Genomic DNA, 18,387 nt, shown 5'->3' with positions numbered 1-18,387 from the left:
TTGATAATAATAGGTTAAGGCTTTTTTGATATTTATGACATAATTAAAAACGTTAAGAAAAAAACGATTTAAAAGAAGTTCACGACCAATCAATTGTAATAAAAGTAGCTAATATAAATGTGAGCTTATGCAAATTTTTCTATCAGGAGGCTTGTTTATGAATCGTATCGAAAAGAGCAAAGAAAAATTCAAACAGCTATTTGGTGAAGGAGTACCTAGTACACATGCCACTGATCCTGATTTCCAGGACATTCTGAGCCATTTTATTTTTGGTGAAGTTTTTTATCAAGGTAATCTGGATGACAAACAGCGTGAGTTAATCACCTTGGTGGTTCTTGCTACTAACCAGACGTTACCTCAATTAAAAGCACATGTTAGTGCAGCATTGAATGTTGGGCTAACACCTGTAGAAATCAAAGAGGCGGTTTACCAATGTGCTCCGTATATTGGATTTCCGAAAACGTTAAATGCTATCAATGAAGTTAATGAGGTATTCAAAGCAAAGAATATCGCTTTACCGATGGAAAGCCAAAAGACGGTAGATGAAGATAATCGCTTTCAAAAGGGTCTTGCAACTCAAGTAGAGATTTTTGGAGATGTCATAAAAAAAATGCAGGAGAGTGCTCCATCAAATCAAAAGCATATGCAGGAATATCTTTCTGCTTTTTGCTTTGGAGATTTCTATACTCGTGACGGACTCGATTTGAAAACACGAGAGCTATTAACGCTCTGTATTATAAGTGCGTTAGGCGGTGCTGAAGGTCAAGTGAAAGCACATGTGCAGGGTAACATAAATGTGGGCAATGATAAGGAAACATTAATCACTGCTATCACTCACTGTCTACCATATGTGGGCTTTCCGAGAACACTTAACACATTAGCATGTATCAATGAAATTATTTCTGAAAATTAAGAAATCTTTCTGAAAAAAATTCTTACCGTTAAGGTTTTTTAAAAAAAGTGTATGACTCATTAGAAAAGTAGGGGGAAATTAAATGAAGTATGTAAAACTTGGTAATACAGGCTTAGATGTATCTCGACTTTGTCTTGGATGTATGGGTTTTGGAGACGCCAACAAATGGCTTCACCAATGGGTACTTAATGAAGAGGACTCCCGCCTTGTTATAAAAAAAGCCCTGGACTTAGGGATTAATTTTTTTGATACAGCAAATGTATACTCACTGGGTACAAGTGAGAAATATCTTGGACGAGCTCTTAAGGATTATGCTAATCGTGATGAAGTTGTCATAGCAACTAAAGTACACGGACAAATGCATAAAGGTCCAAACGGCTCTGGTCTTTCCCGAAAAGCAATAATGAGTGAAATCGATAAAAGTCTTAAGAGACTAGAAACTGATTATGTAGATCTTTATATCATCCATCGGTGGGATTATGATACCCCTATTGAGGAAACGATGGAAGCATTACATGACGTAGTGAAAGCTGGAAAAGCAAGATACATTGGTGCTTCTGCCATGTACGCTTGGCAGTTCCAAAAGGCATTACACGTGGCTGAAAAAAATGGTTGGACTAAGTTTGTGTCCATGCAGAACCATTTAAATCTAATATACCGTGAAGAGGAACGAGAAATGTTACCTCTTTGTAAGGAAGAGAAAATTGGTATCACTCCATATAGCCCTCTTGCATCAGGAAGATTAACACGTGACTGGTCAGTAACAACACATCGTTCCGAGACAGATCAAGTCCAAAAATCTAAATACGATGCGACTGCGGATGCAGATCGATTGGTTGTAGAACGAGTAGCATCTATTGCAGAAAAACATGGTATTCCTCGTACACACATTGCACTTGCCTGGTTACTACAGAAAGAACCAGTAACAGCTCCTATAATTGGTGCTACGAAAACATCACATCTTGAAAATGCAGTAGGTTCTTTATCGGTTAAGCTAACACCTGAAGAAATTGCGTTTCTTGAAGAGCCATATGTACCACATCCAATAGTTGGTCATAACTAAATGTTTTGCTGATAAATAGAAGGAAACCCAATCTTCTGTAATGGTAAGGTTGGGTTTTTCCTTACTTTAACCTTTAACTCCACCTCCTAATATTTATTTCTGTGAATACTATAGATACTGCATATTTTTAATATTGTTATCTATCTTACAAAGAAACGATACTAGATGAATAACAATCTTTGTATACTTTATATTCATCCTTATAATATGCTATTGTTTCTTTCATTCCTCTATGTTCCATCGCTTTTTCCTCCTTAAGCTTTATGGCCACCCATAAGGCCGTTTCGATAACGAGCTGTTGAATAAGGAAGGTGACTAGACGCACGTAGTACACTATTCTTTCCATAACGCAGCCGAATGTCATCAACCGTTTTGGCAAGAGCATAGGCTCTTTCACGCTGATCGATGTCCTCAAATAAGCTCATTTGCTCTTCTTCTTGAATGCTAGTGTTTGATAAGGAAATACCGATGGAGCGAATCGGCATGCCACTATCATGCGTATGTAAAATCGTTAAACAGTATGGAAAGATATCTTGGCTTAAGTTCGAAGCTCTCCCCATTTTCTTTTGTATGGAGAAGCCGCCACCTGTTTGTTTGCTGTAGCCAATGGATAAATGGATCGTTTGAGCCACCACTTGGTGCATGCGTAAGCGAAAACAGACATCGTCCAATAGCTCCAACAGCAATAACTCCACTTCTTTTCGGTTTGTATAATCACGGAATAGAACCTGACTCTTTCCAAAGGAACGAGAGCTAGGAATGTACACATCAGAAATGCGACTGTAATCAATCCCATTCGCATGTTGGTGCAACTCTTCGCCTAGTATGCCAAATTCCTTTTGTAACATCTCTTTTGAAGAAAGAGCGAGTTCTTTGATGGAGTGAATGCCCAAACGATTTAAGCGTCTTTCCGTAGCAGACGAAATCCCCCAGAAATCCTTCATCGGATGAATGGACCACAACTTAAAGGGAATATCCTCATATCGCCAATAGGCAACTCCTGTTGGGCTGTTCTTGGCTTCATGATCTAAGCTCACCTTCGCCAGTAAGAGATTCGGACCGATACCTGCGGTAGCTGTCAGCCGTGTCTTGCGATAAATCTCGTTGATGATTTTATGGGCCAGTTCTTCTGGTGTTTGAGCAAATAAATGCAAAGAAGCTGTCGCATCAATAAATAACTCATCAATGCTATACGCATGAAAGTCTTCAGGAGCCACATACTGTAACACCAAACTCGAAATATAGTTCGAAGCCTTGATATATCTCTCCATAGATGGATTCACCACATGGATATCTTTCCTTTTAGGAATGTCAAAAAGACGGCTTCCTGTTTTGATCCCTTCTTTTTTTAATAAAGGTGTGGCTGCTAGCACAACCGATCCTGACCTTTTGATATCTCCTATCACCGCAAGTCTTGTTTTCAACGGATCTAACCCCCGTATAACAGAGGAAACCGAAGCGAAAAACGATTTCATGTCGATACAAATAATCACTCTGTTTGGTAGCTGCCCACCATCCATTGAAAGAACTCCTTAAATTAAAGAACATTTGTTCTCTATATTATATACGAACGAATGTTCTTCTTTCAACAAAAACTCTAAAGTTTTCCCGATTATTGCTACCCTATCAGAAATGGAATGCAGATTAGCCTTTTACTCTTATGTTTTGTCTTTCTTTTTTTATAAGAAAATAAATTCGAATCACATGATAAAGAGCATTGCCAGTAACACCAATAACAGAACTAAGTAAAAGTAAATTCATAAAATCACCTCTTTTTGTTAATATTTTAGGAAGAGGTAGGAAACAAGACTTTTTATCCTCCCAGTTGTAGTAGAGAAGCAAACTCTTTAAAACTAAGAAGATTTTTAAAAAAATTTAAATGTGTGTTAGAAAGGGAAATTTGTTAATGTATCAAATGAGAATTTTTACATTAAGATACGGCACTAAAAGGAAAATAAAGATCGAAGAGGGAATGACCCTTAAAGATGAGTTAAATAAGGCAGGAATTACAGAATCAGATATATTTCAAATGCAATTAGTAATTCAAGATGATAAAATATAATTCTAGTTGTGTAATTTTGCTAAAAAGGCAGCCAAAAATATTTGGCTGCCTTTTTTAATCTTTTCATCATATATTTTATATTCGCTCTGGGTATCTTTCATAATAATCATCTAATACATTTTTAATTAATTTAAACTTGATAGTTCCTCTAGAATGATAAGGGATATGCAGATTATTTTCTCTTAAATCATTTTCGACCAAATAATATTCGTATGCTAAAGCCGTTAGAAAATAATTCAATTCTTCAGTTTTAACCAGATGGTTTAAAAATACTATTTTAGCAATTTGCTTGAAACTGCCAACTGTTAAATTAATAAAAACTATAACCAACACAATAAATATTAAATAAATATAGGATTCTTTTAGGTTGCCCGCAGATTTAAATACTGAATTATTTGTTGCAGACCAAACAGGAATAAATAATATCATGAAAGAACCTATATAAAACGGAACTTGGGTTTTAATTTTAAATTCAGCTCTTTCTTTCAAATCTTCTTTTAGTTGTTCAATAGCTTCTTTAGTATTAATACGTTTTCTTTCAAGATAAACTTTCAAAATCATTAATTGAAATAATTCCCAATCCTTACTGTACATTGAGAAAATTCTGTGCTTCACCTTAAATTTATACTTATTTCTTAGCACTCTTGTTGCTTGGTAATTAATAAATAATGCACCTAACAAGAGGACTACACCACTACCAGGAAAGAATCCTATGATACTATACTTTAAATTATGTTCTTTAGCGTAAAAACAAAAAATGAAATATGCGCCTATAAAAACAATAGTTATAAAAATATAAAGTTTCATATACCTAAAGATTAATCTTCGGGCACTTAAGCCATATTGAAAAAAGTGCAATAAATCATCAGTTATCATAATAGTCCCCTCAAAATAACCATTCAGTTATCTACTATTGTCTTATTTGTATTTTTCTTCTTATACAGAAACCTAACATATATATTACCAGTAAAAAGAGCATACTAATATAACTAATTATGTGTGAGAAGGTGAAATGAAAGAATGAGCATTTTTAAAATAGACAGGTCTGTTGTTGTAGAGGAAAAAGTAATGAGACATAGAAAAGATGACCTTTATAAGCTCGTTAATGAAATAATGGATCAGCATGATTTGGAAACATTGATGGTTGCTACCCTATCAAAAATCGCTTTTATTGATTATATGTTGGGGCTTGATGTTATGGAAAACAAACGTCTTGAATCCATGATTAATATGGTTAATAGTAATCGTAATACCAATCATCAATTAACTGATTTTTATATCCGTTTTTAAAAAAGGTTCGCAAAAGTACATGTTAAACAATGAACGTTCATAAAGTGTTTTTTAACTTTTACGGATATATAAAACAATTGGTTCTGATAATTTTTCATACGTTCGTAAAGGTATACTTTTACGAACTTTGCTTTTTTTAATACGAAAAACCTGGTAAATTAATTCGGATAATGATACATAAAAAAGGCTTTAAACCTTAAGAGATATATTTAAGGCTTAAAGCAAAATAAATAATAAATGACATAAGTAAGTAGCAACGAATAACTCCTACTCTTACAGGTTTAGAGCAACTTTTTATCCATCCCCACCTCTTATCGTTGTAATCAAAAATGAAATAGTCGAAAATGACTGTCAAAATAATAATGGCACCTACTATTAGCAAATTCATTTTTTGCCTCCATTTATGTACTCCTCTAAAAGTATACCGAAATTAACAATAAATCATAAAAGTCATCCAGAATATCCCTTATGTTAACCTTGATGTTATATAATTGGAATATATGAAAATATATGGAACTTTTATACATGTGAATCGTATAAGCATATAGGAGGGAATTTGGATGTTTGGTTTATTTGGAAAAAAGAAAATTGTCATTGATTTTGAAGAGAGATACTACAACCTAACTGATTTAAAAAAAGCTGTCGTAAAACATTTTCAAAACAAAGGAACGACCTGTGAAGTTATTGATACTCATACCTTATTAGTTGATCATCAGAAATATACGTTATCTGAAAAGACGATAAGCATGGGTGGTGTTCCTTTACAACGAGTCATTTTAAAAGAAGCATAGATAGCTAGATGTTTCTACATAATGTATTTGTCATTAAATCTATTGGAGGTGTAAATCTTACTTAGGTAAGATAACTAATTGGACATAATTAACTTGTTATTGGTAGCAGTATTAATTGGATTGACTGGTTTCTTTGTAGCCACAGAATTTGCGATTGTAAAAGTACGAAGCTCTAAGATTGATCAACTTGTAGCTGAAGGTAAAAAGGGTGCTGTGTCTGCGAAAAAGGTCATTACGCACTTAGACGAATATTTATCTGCTTGTCAACTAGGTATTACAGTAACAGCGATGGGGCTAGGTGTTCTTGGTGAACCTACGGTAGAAAGGATGCTAAGTCCCATTTTTATGAAGTTTGACTTAAATGAGTCCATTACACACCTTTTATCGTTTGGTATCGCCTTTATTGTGATGACCTATCTTCATGTTGTGGTAGGTGAATTAGCACCTAAGACATTTTCAATACAGAAAGCAGAAGCTGTCACGTTGTTATTTTCAGCGCCCATCATCTGGTTTTATAAAATCATGTATCCGTTTATCTGGATTTTAAATGGTTCTGCACGAATACTGGTTGGAATGTTTGGGTTAAAACCTGCTTCAGAGCACGAATTGGCCCATTCAGAAGAGGAACTTCGTCTCCTGTTAGCTGAGAGCTATAAGAGTGGTGCTATTAATCATAGTGAGCTAAAGTACGTAAACAATATTTTTGAATTTGATGAACGTCTGGCGAAAGAAATCATGATTCCACGAACTGAGATGATAACAATCTCTGAACATGACACGATTGGTGCATTTTTAGAAATGGCTGCATTGGAGCAGTATACTCGTTACCCAGTAACAACCGATGGAGATAAAGATCAAATCATAGGGATGGTAAATATAAAAGAAATCTTAAGCGATGTTGCATTTGATGACACCTTACGAAACCAACTCATTAGCTGTTACGTTAAACCCGTGATTCAAGTCATTGAATCGTACTCTATCAATAGGCTATTAAGAAAGATGCAAAAGGAACGTATCCACATAGCAATCTTACTTGATGAATATGGAGGGACAGCTGGTTTAGTAACCGTTGAAGATATTTTAGAAGAAATCGTAGGAGAAATCCATGACGAATTTGATTCTGATGAAGTGCTCGATAGGCAAAAAATTGGTGAACATCACTATGTTTTTAATGGGAAAGTATTAGTAAGAGACGTAAATACACTAATGGGAACGAACATTGAAACTAATGAGGTCGATACGATAGGTGGATGGATCTTATCTCAGAAAATAGACGTTAAGTTAAATGAAGTCCTTGTGTATAATGATTTTGAGTTTATTGTGAGAGAACTTGATGGGCGAAATATTCAAACCATCGAGGTAGCAAATAAACAGCATTCTCTGAGCTTAGCTAAATAGTAAATAAAAAGCAACCTCATATCCCATGGCATTGGAGAGAGGTTGCTTTTTGTGGTTCACACTCGTTGAAGAATGCATAGTACAGCAAGCACATAATATCATAATTTTTCCATAAAGACTATATATTTCTTATTTTGCATATGAATAAAAGGTGCGCTTTTTATGCATCGAATATGTTGGTCCTCCTGATGAAAAGCCTAACAAATCAACGATGTATAAAAAGCTGCATAACTCATAAATGAGACCTCTTTCGAACCCCTATTCCCATAAGGGTTCTCTTTTTGCGTGGGTTCCGTTAAGAGTGATTATGTTAACTATGATTGTATATGATATTCATTAACATAATTCAATTAAACACAGTATTGTACCAGACTTATTTTTTTACTTCTTTCAATGCATCTTTAATAATATCTATGATAATCTGAGGTTGATCAACGTGCAGTAGATGTCCTGCATCTTTAACAATAATATGTTTACTCTTCGTTGATAAACGTGTTAAATCACGTTGAAATAGATTCCATGCAGCAAAAGATTCCGTTGTGTGATAAGACTGTAGGCCAGCGCTCACAACTGTAAGAGGTACGTCTCCTAATGATTTAACTTCACTTATTTGTTCAAAGCTTTTTTCAATGTCATCTATAGAACCTTCGATTGAAAACTGGTTAAAATAAATAGACCTCATTTCTTCAGTGAATAATGGGGGCATAATTTTGTTTTGATCTTCATGACAGGAATCTAAAAGAATAATTCCTGCTATTTCTTCAGGATATTTGCTAGCATATAACCTTACATTAGCTCCTCCAATTGAATGACCTACAAGTACATATGGTGGTTTAATATTGGCATTTCGTAAAAGAGTATGTAAATTCTCAACGGACTGCTTACTGTCTTTTGGTCTATCGTCTTGTTCACTTTCTCCTAAGCCTGGTCTATTGTAGATAAAAAACTGTGCAAATTTTGAAATTTCCTCTTTGATTGGGTTCCAGTAATCAGAAGTGCAGCCATATCCAGATTCAAATATAATTGTCATATTTTCATTTTGTCTTTCGAAAAATTCGTAATAAAGTTTAATACCACCAATATCTTGCATCTTTCCTAATTTAGTGACTTCTTTCATATAAAAAACCTCCAAATATATCCATATCATTTTTAAGTATAAGGTAAATGCTACAATAAGAGCTACATTTTATTTGGAAGTTCCTAGAACAAACATTATGTTAATTAAAAGACTTTATTTATCCATAAATGTTATTATTTAGATTATACGTTTATAAGTACTAAGAAGGAGATATGGATATTAAATGAGCAGTTTTAAGAAGATACTCATTGGAATTATAATGGCCTTAATATTACTCTATATTGGAGCTCAAGTTGTCATGACTAGTATAGATTGAATTCTAGTAAAACTATTTGATAAGAGGCAAGAAGCATCTAATAGCTAGATGCTTCTTTTGGTGCCTAGAATGTGGATTATAGTGACTAAATAAGGCCTGATTTTATTATAGATACCTCATGTATTTTTAAGATCTGAAGCCTTTAAAAGAAGTAGTACACTAAATAATACAATCACGATACCAGCACATAAGAGAATAAATTTAATATCGACATTAATGCTAAGAAGAGTGGAAACTAATCCATAAGAAACTGGAATAAGTCCCATGGAAACCATTGTATTTACACTCATAACTCGACCTACTATGGTTGAGGGTGTTTTCTCCTGTATTAAACTAACTATGGGAATATTAATACTTGATACACAACATCCAATAGCTAACAAAATAGCAGCAGCAAGCCAGAGATTAATTCCTTGGCTAAATATCATAAGTAATGACCCTTCCAAGAATATGAAAGAAATTGCAAGTTTTCCTCTATTCCTTTTTATGTTCAACCAGCCCATGATTATAGCTCCTAACAACATGCCACTAGCAAACGAACTTTGTAAAATACTTAAGTAAAAAGCATTTCCTTTAAAATGATCCTCTGCAAGGATAGGGATGCTTAACATGAGAGGTCCAATAAAGAATAAGTTGACAATAATAAATGTCACCATGACTGTCAGAAGAAACGAGGAATCTTTAACATAATTAATTCCTTCAGCTAAATCCCTTAAGATAGATGTTTTCTTGGGCCTTAATGTCTTCTTTTCTTTGATGAATTGTAACAAGATTATGCTTATCAAAAGTGTAAAGCCAATTATCAGAAAGATGGTTGAATATGAGAAAAGTGAAAGGAGAGTAGCACCTAAGACAGGGCCAAACATGACAGAAAGCTGATTCGTTGTTTGTATTACTGAATTCGCTCTGACTAGTTGTTCTTTATGAATAATCCCTGGAACAATTGCATCTCTAGCTGACCAAAAAAATGCATCTGATGCCCCAAATAATAAAGCAAATATAAGTAAGGCAGAAAGAGATAATAAATTATTTGTATAGAATAAAGCCATCAGAAGTAGCATAAAACACCTAGTTAGTAATGAAAAGAATATAACTCTAGATCGTCTGTATTTATCTGATACAACGCCTCCTATGACCATTAATAATACTCTAGGAATCGTAGTCGCCATTAAAATAATTCCTAAAGAGCTCTTCAAGTTTAGGTAATTGACTACATACCACTGCTCAATAGTTAAATACATTGAAATAGAAAGGCTTGAAAATATACTTGCTACCCATAGATAAATAAACTTTCCTTTCCAAATACCTGTTTGTACTTTAGCCTCTTTAGTTATTGGAATCACATTTACACCTCATTCTTATTAAAAATAACAGTAATCTAATTAGATAGATATCGAATTAGTTGGATTGAAAAATGAACGAAGAAACGTTCATTTTAAAAGGTAACAGGCCACATCTCTTTTGGATTTAATTCATATTCTCCATTTTGCCTATACATGAAGTGTTGCATAATTAATTCTCTACGAATAGTCGCATAATCTTCATGATAGTTTTTTATATATTCATTAAGATCCCTTTCTTTATACGTTTTTCCTTGATGTAAATCACGTATTAAATACGCTAATATAACGTTCTTTTTCTTTCTTTGACTCGGAATTTGTTTCAATGTCCCGTCGCTATTTATAAAATTTTTAACAATAGATAACTTATCTTGATTATTGATTTTACTATCTTGGTTCTCCATAGACTCCTCCCCAATATTTAAGATAGCTTTTGAATTATATTCTAGCCTTTCACTATCGAGGTAAAAATAAATAATGTTCCCTTGTCTTCTTTGATAAACTAACCCTACATCTCTCAATTTTGAAATATGGTGAGTAATGGTTGGCGGTTGTAACCCAAGTTTATAAGCGATTGCTTGGCCATGAAGAGGGCCTTTTTTTAATAAGGAAATAATTCTAATTCTTGTGGGGTCTCCAACTGCCTTATGGTAATTGACTAATTTATCTAATTGCATAATTTAATACCTTCCTCCTCCAATTCGATTATTATCTAATTAGATAATAATCGAATTGGAGGTCTGTGTCAAAAAGTACCAGATTGATAATTTCCTATAATATGGATTACGTTAACTAAAGGTATAAAATATATATAGTGATTTAAATTTATATTATTGATAAAATGGTACAAAAAGGTAATTCAGTTAGGGGATTAGTATGTTTTTCAATATATATCGAGTTGTCCATCTTTTAATAACAGGTATTATTATTCTCCCATTCGCTTGGTTCCTTGCTGAAGGAGGATTAGGCGAAAACTTTTCTGGAGACAGATTTACCGATCCAAAAATGTTACTAGTGATTCCCGTATGGGTTTTAGGATCAGTCTTATTATTTATCAAAAAAACTGTAAAATGGGGTCTTATTGTTACTTTCTTGCCCATAATTTTAGCTGTATTATGGGTTTCGATTTCCATTTTAAGAACTTTAGTTTCCTTTTGATAAATTAAAACCTTTAAAATTCTTCATTAGAAAAAGACTCTTAATTTATTACCGATAATACGTTTTATGTTAACTAGGAGCTTATTTATATATTTTAACTAGGACTAGGAGCTTACCTTTCTATTTAATTCGTCTGCGAGTATCTTTCTTTATAGAAAGTAAAAAGGTTTATAATAGGAATGAGAAATACATAATAGTTAGGCTCTCTAAGCACTAACTATCTGACTTTTGCTGTAGAATTCGTATTTTAGTCATATGTTATGAAAATAAAAAGTATCAATTTTAGGCAAACTTCCAATTTACACCTGATTTCGCATTTAAATATGATAATAAAATCCCATATTTGTAATAAAAAAGAGGTTGCAGTCTGCGACCTCTTTTTTATTTATTAGCTGCGTTTAGTGCAGTCAGTGAATTATCAAGTGCTGATTTGCACTTATTGACATCAGGGTTGGATGAACGAGCTGCTGCTAATACAACATCAATAGTTCCATCGATCTTGGTCCATTTAGAACCGTCTATTTTTCTAAGTTTAGCTTCTGATGAGTCCCACTTATGTTCTAAATCGTCTGCTCCTTTTTTCGTTGCAGTAAAATTTTTTGAATTTACATCCTTGAGCATATCATTTTCAATTTTAATAAAATCCTTTAATTGCCCAGATAATGAAGCTTGTGAAGCAGTGGATTGTGATACTAAATCATTACTGCGCCAGATATAACCACCTATACTTAGAACTAAGAAAATACAGAGCACTACAATGGTTTGTGTCAAAACATTTCTCTTACTTGCACGTGTTGGATTTGTATCCACCATTTCATTTTTTGAAGTTATATCAATTTTTGTAATGGCGAGAAAAACAATTATTGCTAAAATAGCTATAAGAAAAATAACACTAGTAACAGTTGTTCCCAAACCTAATCCACCATTAACTTTTGTTTGTGATAGGTAATCTCCTAATGATGCTCCCAGTGGACGAGTAAGAATATAGGCAATCCAAAATGCTAAAATCCCATTAAGTTTTGATTTGTATGCCAAAAAGATACAGCCTATGATAATGATGACTGTTACTCCCGTTTTAAGGTAGCCAAAGCCTAGTTGTTCAGAGTATAAATCACCTACTGCTGTTCCAAGTGCAAATGTAAAGAGAATAGTAAGCCAATAGAAAACTTCTCTTCTTCTTGTATAAATTGAGTGTATAGAGAGTGTTTTTTCACTAAGATACCAGAAAAGAAAAGTTAAGCCAAGTAGAACGGAAAAAACAGTTGTACTAACTTCAAGAGGTACTCCCATTGCATCTGTCAAATTATCAGTTACTAATGTTCCAAATACGCTTATAAGCACCACCGTTGTCCAATAAATCCCTGGGGCATATTTAGTTGCTTTAAATTGAAGGTATAATAAAATAAAAAATGCTATTCCCATAATTATAGTAGTGACAGTTAACCCAAATCCAAGGTTGAAATTTAGAAAATCAGCAAATGTTTCACCTACAGTTGTGCACAAAACTTTGATTATCCAGAAGAAAATTGTGACTTCTGGCACTTTGTTAAGTGCAATACCCAATTTATTTTGGTTCTCTTGCATACACATTCCCCTTCTTTGCAGTGGTTTCCCACAACTTTTTTAAAAGAACAAACTGATTTTTCTATATTATTGCCGTGCATTTTAGAATTCAAAAAACGAGTGCAATCTATATCAATTTACTCCATTAGTCATTTACTATTATTTGTTTTTGTTGAAATTAATTTTTTCAAAGAACACCTCATATCCAATATGTTTTTAAAGTTAAGATAATTGTATGGGAATACTCTTAAGTATCTATGAAAAATAAATTAATAATTCATTAGAATAGTTAATTTATTAGTTCCCTTTTACGCCTTTTATAGCAGTTAAAACTATGAATAACACCACCAAAAAACATGAAGTAAACGTTTACTTATTTAGCGTCGTAATTTTAAGCTTTTATTTTTAATAGTTAACTTTAAAAATAAATATTGTGATTGATTCTTTTTTTAGTAAATAACCTTATTTAAGTTCTTTTATCTTTTAAATAAATACTAAAGTATTTTATATATTATTAACCTTTCACCATTTATACTTAATGACGACAAATAAGAATAAAATCAACAAGAGGTGCGTATGTTACCCGCACCAAAAACATGTGAGTAAACTAACTATGTTTAAGATTTACTAGGTAAATTATGAAACTAGACAGGGTAAAGAAAGCGACAGTGGAATGGCAAGATGTTCAAATGGTAGAAAATTAGCAATTAGAAAAGACCCTGTATCATTCAAGACTCAGGGCTCTTCTAAAGTTTTGTATATTGTTCAAATTATTTACAGGGCTCTATATTGTATCATACAATATAGAGCCCTGCTACACTTTTTCGCTTTGAGAATTTTGAATATAAAAAAGAATTCATTTCGAAAATAATTATTCAAAATGAATTCTTTTTATATAGATTAAGGTCTATGAAAGTTGACCGTTTTTTCGTCATCTCCCGTTCGTTCAAACCAGCCTCTGAAGGCCCAGTTATCATAACCTCCGTCACCTTCATTAATAAATGTTCCTTCTTCAAATATCCAGACTCCATACGTAATACCATCATAATCTACGGTATCAAAATACTGAACACCTTGTAATTGATCTGAATTATAACTTTGACTCAAATTCATGACCATTACATTATATTGTTGACCCGATTCAAAAAACGCCTTTTCCATTGCTCCTTTGACAAAACCACTTCGATTATCAGCCGTTTTAGCTGCATCTGCAATCGCTTGCCCAATTGCTACTGGATCAATTGCTACGTCTCCTCCAACTTCTGCAGCTTCTGCGGAGCCAGCAGAACCTCCTAAATTCGGTAGAGTTAATGGCGTCGCTAACATAGCTAAACCTACGGCAGAAGCTACAACAGCTTGTTTCGCTCTTCTCATTTGATCTCCTCCTATTTTAGTTGATTCTTAGAACAACTACCCTTTTTTTTGAATATTAAAACAAAAATACCATAATTAAGAAAAATTGGGTGAGGTGAGAAAAAGCAAGAGAAAGGTTTGAAAAAAACCTGAAAATAATCTCGATCTATTGAAAATTCAGGTAGCTTAAACATACATTTCAGTAAAGACTCTTATAAAACGTCACTTACTTGTTTGTTACCGATTTGCTCTGATAAACCGATTAAGATTCCTTCTACTCCACGGATGTAGCAGAGCCGATACGAATCCTCGTATTGAACCACTTCGCCAACGAGCTGAGCGCCGTACCTAGTGAGTCTGGACACCATTTCGTCAATGTCTTCAACAGTAAACATGACGCGCAGATAGCCGAGAGCGTTTACAGGAGCAGTCCGGTGATCTGATATAGTAGGTGGGCTGAGAAATCGCGAAAGTTCAATTCTGCTGTGGCCATCCGGGGTAACCAGCATCGCAATCTCTACGTGCTGAGAACCCAATCCTGTTACACGTCCACCCCATTGACCTTCGACGGTGGCTCGCCCTTCAAGACTCAAGCCAATCTCCTCAAAAAAAGAGATTGCATCATCAAGGGATTCTACAACGATACTGATATTGTCCATTCTTAGTAGGTTGTTTTTTTCCATAGTTTTATCTCCTTATATGTGATATTTTATTATCTGTTCATTTTCATAATCATTCTATTAAAAAGTTATAAATTCCTTTCAAACAAAACATTCTTACCCTGTTACTAAGCCATATTTGGTATGTATTTTATATTCTTTTTAGAAAATGATCTATTTGCCAATAATACACGAAGGACTTTACTATTTACTAAGCTAATTAATGAAAAAATTGGTGTAATAACAATTTCGAATAGTGTATAGTAAAAAATAATTTTCATTATATGTCTGAGAGGTGGGATTGTTATGGAAAAGCTAGAATATGAATGGGTAAAACAAGCACGACAAACTTTATTAGAGCAGTGTAGAGAATTGAGTGAAGGTGACTTGACGAAAGAGTTTGCATTTGGTTTTCAAAATATTAGAGATTCTCTAGTTCATGTGGCAGGTTGCTACCATGCTTGGTTAGGTTCTTTTGTGCTTTCAGAAACATCATCACCACTATTCACAAAAGAAGTAATTAATACTATGAAAATAGACGATATTCAGCATTATTTTCAACAGGCTGATAGATATGTAGAAAAAGTATTGGAGCAATTCACAGATAAATTTGATGAGTCTATCGAAAAAGAACTTGCTTGGAGAGCAAACAGTGGTTTTGTAAGAAAGACACCTCGTCAATTGCTTACCCATTCAATTACTCACGAATCACATCATAAAGGACAAATTGTAGTTATGTTACGCCTATTAGGGCATACACCTAAAAATACGGACATATTGGGGTTACCTGAAAAAGAACCTTCCAAATAATAAATTAAGAAACCTTCTCACAAAGAGCAATGTTTTTGAAATAACGTATGTGCTCTTTGTGAGATTCGTAAAAGTAGACTTTTGTAGTTAATATAAAACCAATTAAAGGAAAAAGGTCCTTGTCGGAGGATATGTCTGTTATGGTTAACATATAATCTTCTCTAGAGGGTGAAGTCTATAAAGGAGTTTTTATTTATCAAAAAAGCTCGATAAAAAAAATAAAGTTAACTAGCTTTATTTTTTATAATATACATCCTTCTTTTCAAATAGTTGATTCTGTATACAAGTATGATATATTAGAAGTCATACTATTTTTTACAAATTTCAACGTAACTCTATTTTTGAGGAACCTCACGTCCACTGCCGAGGTTCCTCTTTTATTTTGTATGCGTAGCAACACATTCAAATTAGCGTTTGATTACATATTATGGTAAATTGTTTTATTAAATCCTTATATAGAGCTCATCACAGAAGACATTTCTTTTAATAGGCAAATGTTTTCTGTGATCTCTTTAACCTGTTAATAACAAATAACTAGCTATAAATATATAAGCACAACTTTAATTCAACAGGATTTTGATACCACTAAAGAATTTTTAAAAAGGTTCTTTATAGAGTCTCTTTTTTATTTTAAAGCTTAACTTTTTAGTTCTACGTAGAAAAATATGTTTTACTCTCGGTTTGTCTTTTTCCTTAAATACTTTATGCTCGTGTTGTTTAAACAATTTATTCCCTATCCACTAACCCTTTCTTTTAAATAACCTAAAAATCCATTTTGGACTTTAACTATATGGTCACCGTTCCAAATACTATTGACCCTAAAGTAATACCACCTTCGAGATTCACCTAAAAATTCTCCAACGCTATAACCTTCTTTGATTAAATGAGCTTGAATTTCTTCTTTCCAATCATTAAACATCTTCTTCCCTCCTATTTAAGATTGTTAAGACTTTCCTTTTACTAATCCCCATTTCATTCAAGGGGAAACCAATCATTCTTATTATTCATATATGTTGGTATTATCTATATCACATAAGCTTTATAGCAATTCCAACTACGGTGAATAGAGCACCTTCAAAAGATTTGTAGAGGATAACACGCCATAACAAAAAAGCCGAAAAGGTAACTCTCGGCTTTTTGAATCACATGGTATCTATATAACTGTGTATACAATTAGCAAGGGAGTTTAATCTTCCCAAACTTCATTCATTAAATCTTCAATTTCTTTTGCCAGCTTTTTCGTTTCACTTTCATCAATCTCAACTTTATCTCCCGTAATATAAACGACATCTCCAACGTGTGTATTCTTGGGAAAGATATCTTTAGGAAAATCTTTTGTCTTTCCTTCAATTTCAACAACAGCAAATTCCTCTTCAAATCGATCAATAATACCTTTTATCTTTTTCATAATTACCTCGATTTTTTAACAGAATAAGATAATCCATCACCTGTAATTATAATAGTACCACTTTGGTCTGTTCGCAGAATACTTGCTTTAGAGTTCTTTAGCAGGTTCACAACTTGAGAAGTGGGGTGTCCATAGCTATTTTTACCAACGCTAATAACCGCATACTTAGGCTTTACGGCATCTAAGAAATTCTTACTCGTAGACGTTTTGGCACCATGGTGCCCCACTTTAAGCACATCTGCACGTAGTGTCTTCTTTGCCTTAATCATGTCTGTTTCTGCTTTTGTTTCAGCATCGCCTGTAAATAAAAATGTATTCTTCTTATAAGTCATATGTACAACAGCACTCCAGTCATTTAAATCACTGTTGGCATATGTTTTGGTAGGCCCTACAATTTGAGCATTTACATCTTTAACAGGTAACTTTACGCCTGCTTGTGCTGTTTGAATCTTTAATTTTTTCTTTTTAACAGCATTCAAAAAGTCTTTGTAAGCTTGAGTGTTATTACTTACTTTCGGTGCATAAACATTTTCTACTTTAAATGCATTAATAACTTCATCTAACCCACCAATATGATCAGCATCAGGGTGAGTAGAAATTAATACTTCTATATCATCAACTTTTTGTTTCTTTAAATAATTTACAACCTCATTTCCTTTTCCCTTGTTTCCACCGTCAATAACAATATCTTCACCATTAGGAGCTTTAATATAAATGCTATCTCCCTGACCGACATCAATATAATGTACTTTCATAGTCTTAGGTGTTGCTGCGTAGGATGAAGCTGGAGCTGCAGCAATCCCTATTCCTATAGCGAGCGAAGAAACAATCTTGATAACACGACTCTTCATTGTTTTATCCCCTTTTAATAAATGTATTTTTATTTGTATCCTTCATTTATAGCAAAATTAATTTTACTACATGAAACCATTTGTTAATACAAATAAATTTGAATATTTTTACTTATAAAGGTGAAAAAAGTCATGTTATATGTGAAGATAAGTAACAAAATGGAGGTAAATAGTAATGAAATGTGCTATTTTAAGAATTAGGTGATATTGACATTTTAGGAGAAGTGGACCTTATGATCAAGCTACTACATATAGTTAATTCTAAATTCCCAATATGGACAATTAGCTTGAAAGAGAGGTGTTTTCAGATATTATGTCACAGGCAAACAACTAA

18 protein-coding genes are annotated in these 18,387 nt (G+C 33.3%); 7 read left to right on the top strand and 11 right to left on the bottom strand.

What is annotated here, in order from left to right:
* The first annotated feature begins 157 nt into the window (after positions 1 to 157).
* Both CEQ83_RS26270 and CEQ83_RS26265 read left to right on the top strand, forming a co-directional pair.
* A complete protein-coding gene (locus CEQ83_RS26270; RefSeq protein WP_155017614.1) occupies positions 158 to 913 on the top strand; it encodes a carboxymuconolactone decarboxylase family protein in 756 nt (251 codons plus the stop codon).
* Positions 914 to 995: 82 nt separating this feature from the next.
* A complete protein-coding gene (locus tag CEQ83_RS26265) occupies positions 996 to 1,976 on the top strand; it encodes an aldo/keto reductase (protein WP_155017613.1) in 981 nt (326 codons plus the stop codon).
* Positions 1,977 to 2,230: 254 nt separating this feature from the next.
* On the opposite strand, the gene CEQ83_RS26260 is transcribed toward CEQ83_RS26265, so the two are convergent.
* Together CEQ83_RS26260 and CEQ83_RS26255 are read right to left on the bottom strand one after the other, a co-directional pair.
* Positions 2,231 to 3,496 (bottom strand): Y-family DNA polymerase, encoded by a 1,266-nt coding sequence (locus CEQ83_RS26260; protein ID WP_155017612.1) that lies wholly within the window; start codon positions 3,494 to 3,496, stop codon positions 2,231 to 2,233.
* 617 nt (positions 3,497 to 4,113) lie between these two features.
* Positions 4,114 to 4,914, bottom strand: a complete 801-nt coding sequence (locus tag CEQ83_RS26255) for a hypothetical protein (RefSeq protein ID WP_140457115.1) — start codon at positions 4,912 to 4,914, stop codon at positions 4,114 to 4,116.
* A 144-nt stretch (positions 4,915 to 5,058) separates the two neighbouring features.
* On the opposite strand from CEQ83_RS26255, the gene CEQ83_RS26250 reads away from it, so the two are divergent.
* The 3 genes from CEQ83_RS26250 to CEQ83_RS26240 all read left to right on the top strand — a co-directional run bounded on the left by CEQ83_RS26250 (position 5,059) and on the right by CEQ83_RS26240 (position 7,517).
* Positions 5,059 to 5,328, top strand: coding sequence for a hypothetical protein (locus tag CEQ83_RS26250; protein WP_155017611.1), 270 nt, complete (start codon positions 5,059 to 5,061; stop codon positions 5,326 to 5,328).
* Between the two features lie 560 nt (positions 5,329 to 5,888).
* Positions 5,889 to 6,119 carry a hypothetical protein gene (locus tag CEQ83_RS26245; protein WP_074895535.1) on the top strand — a complete coding sequence of 77 codons (231 nt, stop codon included), beginning with the start codon at positions 5,889 to 5,891 and terminating at the stop codon, positions 6,117 to 6,119.
* A gap of 78 nt (positions 6,120 to 6,197) precedes the next feature.
* Positions 6,198 to 7,517, top strand: a complete 1,320-nt coding sequence (locus CEQ83_RS26240) for a hemolysin family protein (RefSeq protein WP_155017610.1) — start codon at positions 6,198 to 6,200, stop codon at positions 7,515 to 7,517.
* Between the two features lie 373 nt (positions 7,518 to 7,890).
* Here the strand turns inward: CEQ83_RS26240 and CEQ83_RS26235 are convergent, their stop codons facing one another.
* The 3 genes from CEQ83_RS26235 to CEQ83_RS26225 form a co-directional block, all read right to left on the bottom strand.
* On the bottom strand, positions 7,891 to 8,634 hold the full coding sequence (locus CEQ83_RS26235) for an alpha/beta fold hydrolase (protein WP_155017609.1): 744 nt from the start codon (positions 8,632 to 8,634) through the stop codon (positions 7,891 to 7,893).
* Between the two features lie 393 nt (positions 8,635 to 9,027).
* Positions 9,028 to 10,254: an MFS transporter gene (locus tag CEQ83_RS26230; RefSeq protein ID WP_099331482.1), complete on the bottom strand. Its 1,227-nt coding sequence runs from the start codon at positions 10,252 to 10,254 to the stop codon at positions 9,028 to 9,030.
* 92 nt (positions 10,255 to 10,346) lie between these two features.
* On the bottom strand, positions 10,347 to 10,928 hold the full coding sequence (locus tag CEQ83_RS26225) for a DUF2087 domain-containing protein (protein WP_098113790.1): 582 nt from the start codon (positions 10,926 to 10,928) through the stop codon (positions 10,347 to 10,349).
* Between the two features lie 199 nt (positions 10,929 to 11,127).
* Between CEQ83_RS26225 and CEQ83_RS26220 the strand changes: the two genes are divergently transcribed.
* Positions 11,128 to 11,409 (top strand): hypothetical protein, encoded by a 282-nt coding sequence (locus CEQ83_RS26220; protein ID WP_099331483.1) that lies wholly within the window; start codon positions 11,128 to 11,130, stop codon positions 11,407 to 11,409.
* A 381-nt stretch (positions 11,410 to 11,790) separates the two neighbouring features.
* On the opposite strand, the gene CEQ83_RS26215 is transcribed toward CEQ83_RS26220, so the two are convergent.
* The 3 genes from CEQ83_RS26215 to CEQ83_RS26205 all read right to left on the bottom strand — a co-directional run bounded on the left by CEQ83_RS26215 (position 11,791) and on the right by CEQ83_RS26205 (position 15,008).
* Positions 11,791 to 12,993, bottom strand: coding sequence for a COG4705 family protein (locus CEQ83_RS26215; RefSeq protein WP_099331444.1), 1,203 nt, complete (start codon positions 12,991 to 12,993; stop codon positions 11,791 to 11,793).
* An 879-nt stretch (positions 12,994 to 13,872) separates the two neighbouring features.
* Entirely contained in the window at positions 13,873 to 14,346 is a 474-nt protein-coding gene (locus CEQ83_RS26210) for a hypothetical protein (RefSeq protein ID WP_048022018.1), read from the bottom strand.
* 191 nt (positions 14,347 to 14,537) lie between these two features.
* Entirely contained in the window at positions 14,538 to 15,008 is a 471-nt protein-coding gene (locus CEQ83_RS26205; RefSeq protein WP_099331443.1) for a VOC family protein, read from the bottom strand.
* A gap of 282 nt (positions 15,009 to 15,290) precedes the next feature.
* On the opposite strand from CEQ83_RS26205, the gene CEQ83_RS26200 reads away from it, so the two are divergent.
* A complete protein-coding gene (locus CEQ83_RS26200; protein ID WP_048022022.1) occupies positions 15,291 to 15,794 on the top strand; it encodes a DinB family protein in 504 nt (167 codons plus the stop codon).
* Positions 15,795 to 16,527: 733 nt separating this feature from the next.
* Here CEQ83_RS26200 and CEQ83_RS26195 read toward each other — a convergent pair.
* The 3 genes from CEQ83_RS26195 to CEQ83_RS26185 form a co-directional block, all read right to left on the bottom strand.
* Positions 16,528 to 16,713, bottom strand: a complete 186-nt coding sequence (locus CEQ83_RS26195) for a hypothetical protein (protein WP_048022023.1) — start codon at positions 16,711 to 16,713, stop codon at positions 16,528 to 16,530.
* A gap of 267 nt (positions 16,714 to 16,980) precedes the next feature.
* Entirely contained in the window at positions 16,981 to 17,202 is a 222-nt protein-coding gene (locus CEQ83_RS26190; RefSeq protein ID WP_099331442.1) for a DUF3006 domain-containing protein, read from the bottom strand.
* Between the two features lie 2 nt (positions 17,203 to 17,204).
* Entirely contained in the window at positions 17,205 to 18,053 is an 849-nt protein-coding gene (locus CEQ83_RS26185) for a ComEC/Rec2 family competence protein (RefSeq protein ID WP_099331441.1), read from the bottom strand.
* Positions 18,054 to 18,387 lie beyond the last annotated feature (334 nt).

The organism is Priestia megaterium (assembly GCF_009497655.1).
Taxonomy (GTDB): Bacteria; Bacillota; Bacilli; order Bacillales; family Bacillaceae_H; genus Priestia; species Priestia zanthoxyli.
Note: the sequence above shows the minus strand (reverse complement) of the source record. Positions and strands in the feature narration are given on the sequence as shown.